Genomic DNA, 11,272 nt, shown 5'->3' on the forward strand with positions numbered 1-11,272 from the left:
CGTTCCCCTACCCGCCCCTTCTCCCCCAGCTACCGCTGGGAGGTGCCCCCAGAAACCGGGCTCCGCCCGGACCCTCCCCCAGCCACAATCGCCGGCGGGGCTGATTTCAGCCCCGCCGGCGTTTGAGGCGCGGGGGTCGGGGGCGGAGCCCCCTGTTCGGGAAGGGGCGGGGTGGGGAAAGGGCTCCGCGCAGCGGTCAGGTGGTGCGGAGGGCGGACAGTTGGGCCGCGAACCAGCGGGACGGGGGGAGGGCCGTGGCGGCCGCGGCCAGACGCTTCGTACGGTCCAGACGTTCGGCCGCCGGCATCGACAGGGCCTCGTGCAAGGCCTCGGCCGTCTCCGTGACGTCGAACGGGTTCACCGTCACGGCATCCCCGCCGAGCTCACCGTAGGCACCCGCCCCCGTGGACAGGACGAGCGCGCATCCGGCCTCCGACAGCACCGGGATCTCCTTCGCCACCAGGTTCATCCCGTCCCGGACGGGATTGACCAGCGCCACGTCGGCCATCCGGTACGCGGCCAGCGACCGCGCGAAGTCGTCCTGCACGGACAGCAGCACCGGCTGCCAGTCCTCCGTCCCGAACTCCTCGTTGATCCGCGCGGCCAGCTCCCGCACCGCCGCCGTGTACGACCGGTACACCTCCAGGTCCTGCCGGGACGGATACGCGGACGCGAGGTGCACCACCCGCCCCCGCCACTGCGGCCGCACCGTCAGCAGCTCCCGGTAGGCCAGCAGCCCCCGCACGATGTTCTTCGACAGCTCGGTCCGGTCCACCCGGACGATCGTCCTGCGGTCCCCGACCTGCGCCCGCAGCGCGGCCAGCCGGTCGTCGACCTCGGGCCGGTGCGCGAGCCGGCGCAGTTCGTCGCCGTCGACGCCCAGCGGGTACACCGCCACGTCGGTGCGCAGGTGCCGCACCGCCCCGGGCCCCCGCGGCACCTTGGCCACGTACCACTCGCCGCCCGTCCCCGTCGGCATCCGCGGTTCAGCGGTCCCCCGCTCGTCGTCGAGGTGCGCCCCCGCCATGAACGCGTGCGCCCATGCCGAGGTGTGGAAGCCCACCACGTCCGCCCCGAGCATGCCCCACAGCAGCTCGCTGCGGATGTCGCCCGGCAGCATGTCCAGGAAGTCCCGCGACGCCCACGGCGTGTGCGTGAAGTGCGCGATCCGCAGGTCCGGCCGCAGCTCGCGCAGCTGCCCGGGGACCAGCGCGAGGTGGTAGTCCTGCACCAGGACGCACGCCCCCTCGGCGGCCTCCTCGGCCAGTGCCTCGGCGAAGGACCGGTTGTAGGCGGTGTACGCCTCCCACTGGCGCCGGAACTCCGCGTCGAAGACGGGGGTGCGCGGGATGTCGTACAGGTGGTGGTGGGTGAACCACAGCACCGAGTTCGCGATGCCGTTGTACGCGGCGTCGTACACCGCCGGGTCGATGTCCAGCATCCGCACGCCCGGCTCGGCGACGCCCCGCCGCACCGCCTCGCGGTCCCCTTCCGACAGCGCGGCGCAGATCCAGAGCGCGTCCGGCTGCCCGCCCAGCGCGGCGGACAGGCCGGAGACGAGGCCGCCGCCGCCGCGCCGGGCGGTGAGGGCGCCGTCGGCGCCGTGGGCGTAGGAGAGCGGCCCGCGGTTGGCTGCGACGAGTACCTGGGACGAGTGGAGGGCGTGGGAAGTCTGGGAAGCCTCGGAAGCCATGCGGCGAACCTAGCCCGGCCCGCGCCCGCTCAAACGTCCGTTCCCTCCCCTTACGCGACCTGTACGGGCGGGTAGGCAGCCCGTACGCGGCCCGCAAGGCCGTGTTACGCCACCCGCCGCCCTACGTACTCCTTGACCTCCAGCATCGGCGGCCGCTCCTCGGTGTCCACGGCGTGCGTCCTCGGTACGAACCCGTCCGGCCCGCGCTCGAACTGCGTCAACACCGGCCGCACGTGGGGGTACCCCCAGCGGTAGCTGGGGGAGTGCCCGCGCGAGAGCCGCAGCTGCGCGGTGCGGTAGATCGCGGCGGCCATCCGGCCCAGTGCCTGCCCGTCCTGGTGGCGGTGGAGCCGTACGCCGACGTCCACCTGCGCGAGCGCGTCCAGCCCGACGGTGTGCAGCGCGTCGACCAGCAGGCCCAGCTCGACGCCGTAGCCGACGGGGAAGGGCAGGCGTTCCAGCAGGGAGCGGCGCACCGCGTACTCCCCGCCCAGCGGCTGTACGAAACCGGCCAGCTGGGGCCAGTGCAGGTTGAGCAGCGGTCGGGCGACGAGCTCGGTGACGCGGCCGCCCTGGCCGGGGGCGTCCCCGAGCGGGCGGTCGTACATGGCCTTGACGAACTGCACGTCCGGCTCGGTCAGCAGCGGGCCGACGATCCCGGTGACGAAGGCGGAGGAGAAGTCCCGCAGGTCGGCGTCGACGAAGCAGACGATGTCGCCGGTGGTGGCCAGCAGCGAGCGCCACAGCACCTCGCCCTTGCCGGGCAGGGCCGGGATCCGCGGCAGGATCTCGTCGCGGTGCACGACGCGGGCGCCGGCCTTCGCGGCGACCTCGGCGGTCAGGTCGGTGGAGCCGGAGTCGACCACGACCAGCTCGTCCACGAGCGGGACGGCGCGGCCGTCGATCAGATCCCGCCGGATGACCTCCACGATGGCGCCGACGGTCGCCTCCTCGTCGAGGGCGGGCAGCACGACGCTGACCGTCGTGCCCGCCGCCCGTTTCGCGGCGAGCAGCTGGTCGAGCGGTCGGTCGGCCACGGACCAGGAGCGGTCCGCCAGCCAGCGCTCCACCTCTTCCAGCACCTTCGGCACTCCTGCTTCCCTCGTCCTGTTCCGCGGCCGTTCTGGCCGAAAAGTGATCCATCTCGCGCTTCGGACAGCCGTCTCAACCGCCCGAGCCTTCGGTTACAGTCTTGAACAACGCGAAGGACCGCCGCATGCCGGGGGTCCCGCGTACAAATGCCCGGGGTGCGCCGCAGAGCGCGCGGCCCGGTGCCATACCGCTCATCCAGAGGGGCAGAGGGACACGGCCCGTTGAAGCCCCGGCAACCCTCCAGTCGGTTTCCCGCCACTGCGTGCAGCAGCAGCGAGGTCCCCGGCTAGGGAAGGTGCCAATTCCGTCTCATGGCGAAATGCGCCATGGGGAAGATGAGGAGAAAGGGCCTCGCCATCATGGCTGCACAGACCGTTGCCACCCCTGCTGCCGGAACCTCCGCTTCTGCTTCCGCCGTCGACCTCGGCCCCGCCTCGGGCCTGTCCTGTCGGGAGTGCGGTACCCGTTTCGAGCTCGGGCCCATTTTCGCCTGCGTCGAGTGCTTCGGTCCGCTGGAAGTCGCGTACGAGCTGCCCACCGCCGACCCCGACACTCTGCGCGCCGCGATCGAGGCCGGCCCGAACAACATCTGGCGCTACGCCCCGCTGCTGCCCGTCCCCGCGGACGTGGCCGCCAAGCCGAACCTGAACCCCGGCTTCACCAAGCTCGTCGACGCCGAGAACCTGGCCAAGGAGCTCGGCGTCACCGGCAAGCTGTACGTCAAGGACGACTCCGGCAACCCGACGCACTCCTTCAAGGACCGCGTCGTCGCGATCGCCGTCGAGGCCGCCCGCGCCTTCGGCTTCACCACCCTGTCCTGCTCCTCCACCGGCAACCTGGCCGGCGCGGTCGGCGCCGCGGCCGCCCGGGCCGGCTTCCGCTCCTGCGTGTTCATCCCGCACGACCTGGAGCAGGGCAAGGTCGTCATGGCCGGCGTGTACGGCGGCGACCTGGTCGGCATCGAGGGCAACTACGACGACGTGAACCGCTTCTGCTCCGAGCTCATCGGCGACCCGCTGGGCGAGGGCTGGGGCTTCGTCAACGTGAACCTGCGCCCCTACTACGGCGAGGGCTCCAAGACGCTGGCGTACGAGATCTGCGAGCAGCTCGGCTGGCAGCTGCCCGACCAGATCGTCATCCCGATCGCCTCCGGCTCCCAGCTCACGAAGATCGACAAGGGGCTGCAGGAGCTGATCAAGCTGGGCCTGGTCGAGGACAAGCCGTACAAGATCTTCGGTGCGCAGGCCGAGGGCTGCTCCCCGGTGTCCACGGCGTTCAAGGCCGGCCACGACGTGGTGCGCCCGCAGAAGCCGAACACCATCGCCAAGTCCCTCGCGATCGGCAACCCGGCCGACGGCCCGTACGTGCTGGACATCGCCCGGCGCACCGGCGGCTACGTCGAGGACGTGACCGACGAGCAGGTCGTCGAGGCCATCAAGATCCTCGCCCGGACCGAGGGCATCTTCGCCGAGACCGCCGGCGGCGTGACCGTCGGCGTGACGAAGAAGCTGATCGAGGACGGCCGCCTGGACCCGTCGCTGACCACCGTGGTCCTCAACACAGGCGACGGCCTGAAGACCCTGGAGGCGGTCGCCGCGGACAGCGGCCAGACCGCCACCATCCGCCCCAGCCTGGACGCGTTCCGCGCCGCCGGCCTGGCCTGACCACCCTCCCCCGCACTTCCGGAAAGGCAGTAGCGCCATGAGCGTCAACGTCCGCATCCCCACCATCCTGCGCACCTACACCGGCGGCCAGGCCGAGGTGCCCGCCGACGGCGCCACGCTGGCCGAGGTCATCGCGTCGCTGGAGGCGAACCACCCGGGCATCGCCGCCCGCGTCCTGGACGACCAGGGCAAGCTGCGCCGCTTCGTCAACGTCTACGTCAACGACGACGACGTGCGCTTCGAAGGCGGCCTGGAGACGGCGACGCCGGACGGCGCGGGCGTCTCGATCATCCCGGCGGTCGCGGGCGGCTGCTGACGCCGGCTCCTGATGTGCCCACCCCAGAATTGCCCCCTCCGGCATTAAGCGGAGGGGGCAATTCTGCTTGGTTGGGCGCGGTAGAGTTGGGGAAGTCCCCTCCGCTGTTCTTGCCCGCTGCATATGAACGGGTCGTGTGAGGGTTGACATTGAGTCAATGTGGGTGCGCGGTATGGGGCTTTGGCGCGATATGTCAGGTCCGAGTTGCCCGGGTAAATGCCAAATTTTCATCTCATTTTGCGCTTTCTGAGTGACCAGAATTCTCGTCGGATTGACCTGTTGCAGACAGCACCGGTGCAGATACATTCAGCCGCGGTCGAGGCGTTCCGGCGCAAGTTCTGACCCGGGACCGCGAAGTGCGGTCCTGCGCAAGGGCCAGTAATAGGGGAGTTAGGCATGGCTCAGGGCACCGTCAAGTGGTTCAACGCGGAGAAGGGCTACGGCTTCATCGCGGTCGACGGTGGTGCGGATGTGTTCGTCCACTACAGCGCCATCCAGATGGACGGGTACCGCACCCTTGAAGAGGGTCAGCGGGTCGAGTTCGAGATCTCGCAGGGCCAGAAGGGTCCGCAGGCGGACATGGTCAAGCTCGCCGTCTAAGCCCGGCGCGGTCGACCACCGACGCATACACGAAGGGCCCGCACCCCGGAGGAGGGGTGCGGGCCCTTCGTCGTACCCGGGGCCCGCCGTGGGGCGCGCGGGGCGCGCCGTGGGGCGTGCGTGGCCTGCCGTGGCGGGCGCGTGGCCTGTCATCGCCCGAAGCCGCTTGCACTCGAGGGGGCCGAGTGCTAATCATTGGCGTTAGCACTCTCCGAGTGAGAGTGCTACTACACAGGACCGGGTCGGTGAGGCCCGCAGGGTCCGGCGGGAAGGAACCGCCGGACACGCAGGCCGTCCGTCGCGGGCGCAGGCGCGGTCCGGAGCAGTCCACCCTCCCCGCGCGCCTGGCGGCGCAGGGGGAACCCCAGTCCTGGAGGACCACTTCAGATGGCCAAGATCATTGCGTTCGACGAGGAGGCCCGGCGCGGCCTCGAGCGCGGCATGAACCAGCTCGCCGACGCCGTCAAGGTCACCCTTGGCCCCAAGGGTCGCAACGTCGTCCTTGAGAAGAAGTGGGGCGCCCCCACGATCACCAACGATGGTGTCTCCATCGCCAAGGAGATCGAGCTCGAGGACCCGTACGAGAAGATCGGCGCCGAGCTGGTCAAGGAAGTCGCCAAGAAGACGGACGACGTCGCCGGCGACGGTACGACCACCGCCACCGTCCTCGCCCAGGCGCTCGTCCGCGAGGGCCTGCGCAACGTGGCTGCCGGTGCCAACCCGATGGCCCTCAAGCGTGGCATCGAGAAGGCCGTCGAGGCCGTCTCCGGCGCCCTGCTGGACCAGGCGAAGGAGGTCGAGACCAAGGAGCAGATCGCCTCGACCGCCTCCATCTCCGCCGCCGACACCCAGATCGGCGAGCTCATCGCCGAGGCCATGGACAAGGTCGGCAAGGAAGGCGTCATCACCGTCGAGGAGTCCCAGACCTTCGGTCTGGAGCTGGAGCTCACCGAGGGCATGCGCTTCGACAAGGGCTACATCTCGGCGTACTTCGCCACCGACATGGAGCGTATGGAGGCCTCGCTGGAGGACCCGTACATCCTGATCGTCAACTCCAAGGTCAGCAACGTGAAGGACCTCCTTCCGCTGCTGGAGAAGGTCATGCAGTCCGGCAAGCCGCTGCTGATCATCGCCGAGGACGTCGAGGGCGAGGCCCTGTCGACCCTGGTCGTCAACAAGATCCGCGGCACCTTCCGCTCCGTCGCGGTCAAGGCCCCGGGCTTCGGCGACCGCCGCAAGGCCATGCTGGGCGACATCGCCATCCTCACGGGCGGCACGGTCATCTCCGAGGAGGTCGGCCTCAAGCTCGAGAACGCGGGCCTGGACCTGCTCGGCCGCGCCCGCAAGGTCGTCATCACCAAGGACGAGACCACGATCGTCGACGGTGCCGGTGACAGCGACCAGGTCCAGGGTCGCGTCAACCAGATCCGCGCCGAGATCGAGAACTCCGACTCGGACTACGACCGCGAGAAGCTGCAGGAGCGCCTGGCGAAGCTCGCCGGCGGCGTGGCGGTCATCAAGGCCGGTGCCGCGACCGAGGTCGAGCTCAAGGAGCGCAAGCACCGCATCGAGGACGCCGTCCGCAACGCGAAGGCCGCCGTCGAGGAGGGCATCGTCGCCGGTGGTGGCGTGGCCCTGCTGCAGGCCTCCGCGGTCTTCGAGAAGCTCGAGCTGGACGGCGACGAGGCCACCGGTGCCAACGCCGTCAAGCTGGCCCTGGAGGCCCCGCTGAAGCAGATCGCCGTCAACGGTGGTCTCGAGGGCGGCGTCGTCGTGGAGAAGGTGCGCAACCTCCCCGTCGGCCACGGCCTGAACGCCGCGACCGGCGAGTACGTCGACATGCTCGCCGAGGGCATCATCGACCCGGCGAAGGTCACCCGCTCCGCCCTGCAGAACGCCGCCTCCATCGCGGCGCTGTTCCTGACCACCGAGGCCGTCATCGCCGACAAGCCGGAGAAGGCCGCGGCCGCTCCGGGCGGCATGCCGGGCGGTGACATGGACTTCTGATCGGCCCCTTCCGGCTGATCGGCTGTTCTCGAACCGAGGGCGGCACCCCTTCCACTACGGAGGGGGTGCCGCCCTCGGGCGTCGTACGGGCCGGGCGCCGGGGCGGCGGCTATGCCAGCCCGGCGGTGTCGAGCTCGAACCCGAACGGCTCGGGCACCTCCAGCGGCTTGCCGAAGGACACGGTCCGGCGGGAGCGGTAGCCGTGCCCGGAGGGGTCGGAGAAGCAGGTGATCTCCGACTCCTGCATGTCGACGACCAGGTAGACGGGGACGACCTGGCCGTACACCTCGAGCTTCTCCTGCCAGTCCGCGTCCTTGGTGGATACGGAGGTGAACTCGGCCACCAGCGACAGCGCGGTGGCGTCCGCGTGCCGGCCGTCTGCCTCGAAGGCGCTCTCGTCCGCCACGAAGAGGTCGGGCCCGTAGCCGCGCTCCGCCTGGGGGAACCGGAAGAGGAACGGCGCGATGTCCGCCACGTGCCCTTCGGGGGCGTTAGCTCCGAGCTGCTCGCGCAATGCCCGCATCGGACGGTAGTAACGCAGCTTGGACCACGGCGACACGATGATCTTCCCCCGGATGAGCTCGGCTTTGAAGCCGTCTGGCGTGTCCATCTCCTCGACCATGTGCAGGAGACGTTCGAAGGTCGGCGGCGGCGCCGGGGTCTCTATGGGTGTGGGCCGCTCGGTGGTCTCCACGGGGGTGGGTCGCTCGGTCATGATCGTCACCGTCGTCCTCCGTATGGCGCGCCGCGCCCTGGATGTGAACCTGGTCCCAGGCTAGGGGCGGGACAGTCGCCGTGCCCGGTCCCCGGAAGGGGTCCGCGCCGATCGGGTGACTTTGGTTGACTGGGGGGATGAGCGATCTCTTCGTCAAGATCTGCGGCCTGAAGACCGCGCACGACGTCGACGTGGCCGTGGCCGCCGGGGCCGACGCCGTCGGGTTCGTCTTCGCGCCCGGCAGCCCCCGTACGGTCGGCGCCGCCGCGGCGCGGGAGCTGGCCGCCCGGGTGCCGGACGGGGTGCTCACCGTCGGCGTGTTCCGCGGGCAGACGGTCGAAGAGGTCCGGCGGTTCACCGAGGAGAGCGGCGTGCGGGGCGTGCAGCTGCACGGGGACGAGGGCCCGGAGTACTACGAGGCCCTGCGTGCCGAGGGCCGCACCCTGCTGCGGGCCACCGCGCAGCGCGTCGAGCGGTGCGGGGAGTACGGGGAGGACCTGCTCCTGATCGACGCCCCCGACCCGGGCTCCGGCAAGCCGTGGAACTGGGCCGCGCAGGAGTTCACCGCCCCGGAGGGGCACTGGCTGCTGGCCGGCGGCCTGAACCCCGGCAACGTCCGCGGGGCCGTGGAGACCACCGGCGCCTGGGGCGTGGACGTCTCCAGCGGCGTCGAGAGCGAACGCGGCGTCAAGTCCCCGGCGCTGATCCGCGCCTTCGTGGAGGCGGCCCGGGCCTGAGTCCGTCAGCGGCGGACGTGGGCGGCGATGGTGCGGGCGCAGGCCAGGGCCTCGGTGCGGGTGGTGTCGACCTCCAGGTCGTACGCCACGCCCCGGTGGACCAGGTCCGCCTGGGACGCGGCCATCCCCGCGATCCGGTCCCCGCGGGCGATCTCCCGCCCGGCCGCGACCTCGCCGTCGCAGTGGACGCCGACCCACAGGACGTCGAGTCCGCCGAGCGCCTCCTGCCACCGCCGCTGGGACGCCGCGCCGCCGAGGAAGACCTCGTCGACCACGACACGGGCCCCCGCCCGGGCCATCGCGGCGACCCCTTGGATCCAGGCGGCCTCCAGCGTCCGGAACTCCGGTCCGACGCTCACCACGCCGTCCGCGGCGAAGTCGATCCCGCCGTCCGACGCCTGCATCGCCGCCGGCATGGCGTCGACCAGCGTGTCGGTGCCGAGGACGAGCCACGGGTCGGGCAGGACCGCCTGCAGGCACCGGGCGATCCCGGACTTCCCGGAGCTGGATCCGCCGTTGAGCACGATCATTCGAGTGGTCACCGGCCCACCGTAGATCCGCGTCCGGCGGGCCCTGCAAGGCGTTTTCCGCCCGGGACGGCATTAGGCTGCGGGCCGACGGGAGGGGATCCGGATCATGGGGGCGTCGGGGTTGGCGGGGTTGGCGGGGCTTTCAGGGACGGCGGGGACGGCGGGGACGGCGGAGTCGTTCGCGGGGCGGGTTCTGCGGCACGTCCTGGTGGCCGCGGCCTGTGCGGTGAGCGCCGTTGCCGTGCTGTACGGCGTGCTGTCCGTGAAGCTGGCCGTCGTCGACCTGTCGGCCGAGGTCTTGTGCACGGCCGGCGGCTGCCCGCGCGGGCTGGGATGGCTGGTGCTGTGGGCGCTCGCCGCCGGGGCCGCGGCCGGCCTGCTGTGGCGGGCGGCGGTGAAGGGGCGGCGCCCGTACCGGTCCGCCGGCGGCTGGGCCGCGGCCGCCGTGATCGGGCTCGCCGCCCTGGTGCCCGGCTGGCTCGGCTTCTCGTGGCTGCGCGGCCCGTACATGGACCTCTTCGGCTACCAGGCCCCGGAGGGCCCGGCCGCGGGCAGGCCGCTGGGCTCCTGGGAGGACCGGAGCGCCGGGTCCGTCATCCGGGTCCGCACGGACGGCGTGAGCGAGTACAACGGCGAAGGCCGCCGAGGCTGGCGGCTCGGAGCCCCCGCGGACGGCCGTGCGGTGTGCGGGATGAGCCCGCAGACCCCTGACCGGACCGGGATCCTCGCCTACGCGGCCCCCGCGCCGGGCGGCGGCGCGTGCGGCAGCCGCCTCGTGGCGGTGGACCTCACCACCGGCGAGCAGCGCTGGACGGCGGACGTCCCGAACCCGGCCGGGGCCGCGGTGGTGTCCGCGGGCGGCTCCCTCGCCGTGACCGCGACGGCGGACGCGGTCCTCGCCCGCGACCTGCGCGGCGGCACCGAGCGCTGGCGCTCGCCCCTGCCCGAGCGCACGGAGGCCGCCGAGGTCCTGGCCGGCCCGGACCGGGTCCTGGTCCTCGCCCGCTCCGCGGCGTCGGGCAGCACTCTGCTCGCGCTGGACGCCCGTACCGGCGCCCTCGCCTGGCAGGCCCCGCTGCCCGCCGGGATCGATCCGCCGCGCCTGGTCGCGGCCGCCCCGGCCGCGGTCGTCGCCGCGGGGCGGCTGCTGGCGTTCGACGACGCGGGCCGCCCGCGCGGTGCCGGCGGCGCGGACGCCCCGTACATCCCGGCCGGGGACGGACGGCGGTGGCTGGTCCTCGGCGACGTGCTCGTCGCGCCCGTCCCGGAGCGCGAGAAGCGGGAGGTGCTGGCCGCGTACTCGCTGACGGACGGCCGCCTGCTGTGGCGGCGGGCCCTCGGCGACGACTGGTCGGTCCGCACCCTGGGCATCGGGCGGACGGGGCGGATCGCCGTGGTGTCGCGGGGCCCGTACACCCACCTGTGGCACCTCGACCCGGCCACCGGGAGGCCGTCGGGGGAGTCGACCGTCCTGCGGGACCTCCCGATGGGCGAGTCGATCGCCCTGTACGGCCGCACGTTCGTCAACCTGGACCCCGGCGGCACCCTTCCCCCGATCTTCGACGTGGACCCGGTCCTGGGCTGGTGAGGCTCGTCCTCTGTTGGCCGGATGTGGTTGGTTTACGAGCGTTCACGCGTCGGGGGAAGACTGGCTGGAATTCGGCCTTCGCGCGGGGTGCGGGTGCCGGATTCGCCATGGAGTGACCGCCGCCGGGGGCATAGACCGCGGGCCGGGTGTCGGGTGTGCCGCTGCGCGGAGCGGATCCCCTCCCCGCCCCTTCCCGAAACCGGGTCCTGCGGCCCCGGCCCCCGCTGCGGGGCTGCGCCCCGCACCCCTTCGGGGGCTCCGCCCCCGACCCCCGCGCCTCAAACGCCGGCGGGGCTGGAACATCCAGCCCGCGCGGCGTTTGAGCGCACC

General features: G+C 72.1%; 10 protein-coding genes and 1 riboswitch. Of the genes, 6 read left to right on the forward strand and 4 right to left on the reverse strand.

Features of this window, described 5'->3' with window-relative positions; genetic code table 11:
* Positions 1-196: 196 nt before the first annotated feature.
* Entirely contained in the window at positions 197-1,693 is a 1,497-nt protein-coding gene (locus ABZ924_RS36555) for a trehalose-6-phosphate synthase (protein ID WP_361919722.1), read from the reverse strand.
* A gap of 104 nt (positions 1,694-1,797) precedes the next feature.
* Complete coding sequence (locus ABZ924_RS36560) at positions 1,798-2,775, reverse strand: glucosyl-3-phosphoglycerate synthase (protein ID WP_361919735.1); 978 nt, start codon at positions 2,773-2,775, stop codon at positions 1,798-1,800.
* Between the two features lie 198 nt (positions 2,776-2,973).
* Positions 2,974-3,127: riboswitch (SAM riboswitch) on the forward strand.
* A gap of 17 nt (positions 3,128-3,144) precedes the next feature.
* On the opposite strand from ABZ924_RS36560, the gene thrC reads away from it, so the two are divergent.
* The 4 genes from thrC (at position 3,145) to groL (ending at position 7,372) form a co-directional block, all read left to right on the forward strand.
* A complete protein-coding gene (thrC, locus tag ABZ924_RS36565; RefSeq protein ID WP_361919724.1) occupies positions 3,145-4,449 on the forward strand; it encodes a threonine synthase in 1,305 nt (434 codons plus the stop codon).
* Positions 4,450-4,486: 37 nt separating this feature from the next.
* The gene (locus ABZ924_RS36570; RefSeq protein WP_361919726.1) at positions 4,487-4,765 is read left to right on the forward strand and encodes a MoaD/ThiS family protein; all 279 of its coding nucleotides are present in this window, start codon (positions 4,487-4,489) and stop codon (positions 4,763-4,765) included.
* Between the two features lie 396 nt (positions 4,766-5,161).
* Entirely contained in the window at positions 5,162-5,365 is a 204-nt protein-coding gene (locus tag ABZ924_RS36575; RefSeq protein ID WP_005315736.1) for a cold-shock protein, read from the forward strand.
* A 387-nt stretch (positions 5,366-5,752) separates the two neighbouring features.
* A complete protein-coding gene (groL, locus tag ABZ924_RS36580) occupies positions 5,753-7,372 on the forward strand; it encodes a chaperonin GroEL (protein ID WP_361919728.1) in 1,620 nt (539 codons plus the stop codon).
* 109 nt (positions 7,373-7,481) lie between these two features.
* Here groL and ABZ924_RS36585 read toward each other — a convergent pair whose 3' ends face one another.
* Positions 7,482-8,087 carry a Uma2 family endonuclease gene (locus ABZ924_RS36585; protein WP_361919730.1) on the reverse strand — a complete coding sequence of 202 codons (606 nt, stop codon included), beginning with the start codon at positions 8,085-8,087 and terminating at the stop codon, positions 7,482-7,484.
* Positions 8,088-8,224: 137 nt separating this feature from the next.
* Between ABZ924_RS36585 and ABZ924_RS36590 the strand changes: the two genes are divergently transcribed.
* Positions 8,225-8,824 carry a phosphoribosylanthranilate isomerase gene (locus ABZ924_RS36590; protein ID WP_361919732.1) on the forward strand — a complete coding sequence of 200 codons (600 nt, stop codon included), beginning with the start codon at positions 8,225-8,227 and terminating at the stop codon, positions 8,822-8,824.
* A gap of 5 nt (positions 8,825-8,829) precedes the next feature.
* Here the strand turns inward: ABZ924_RS36590 and cpt are convergent, their stop codons facing one another.
* Positions 8,830-9,354, reverse strand: coding sequence for a chloramphenicol phosphotransferase CPT (gene cpt / locus ABZ924_RS36595; protein ID WP_361919737.1), 525 nt, complete (start codon positions 9,352-9,354; stop codon positions 8,830-8,832).
* Positions 9,355-9,580: 226 nt separating this feature from the next.
* Here cpt and ABZ924_RS36600 point away from each other — a divergent pair, with 226 nt between their 5' ends.
* Positions 9,581-10,942, forward strand: a complete 1,362-nt coding sequence (locus ABZ924_RS36600; RefSeq protein ID WP_361919734.1) for a PQQ-binding-like beta-propeller repeat protein — start codon at positions 9,581-9,583, stop codon at positions 10,940-10,942.
* Positions 10,943-11,272 lie beyond the last annotated feature (330 nt).

Origin of the sequence: Streptomyces sp. NPDC046876 (genome assembly GCF_040645035.1) — a bacterium.
Lineage (GTDB): Bacteria > Actinomycetota > Actinomycetes > Streptomycetales > Streptomycetaceae > Streptomyces.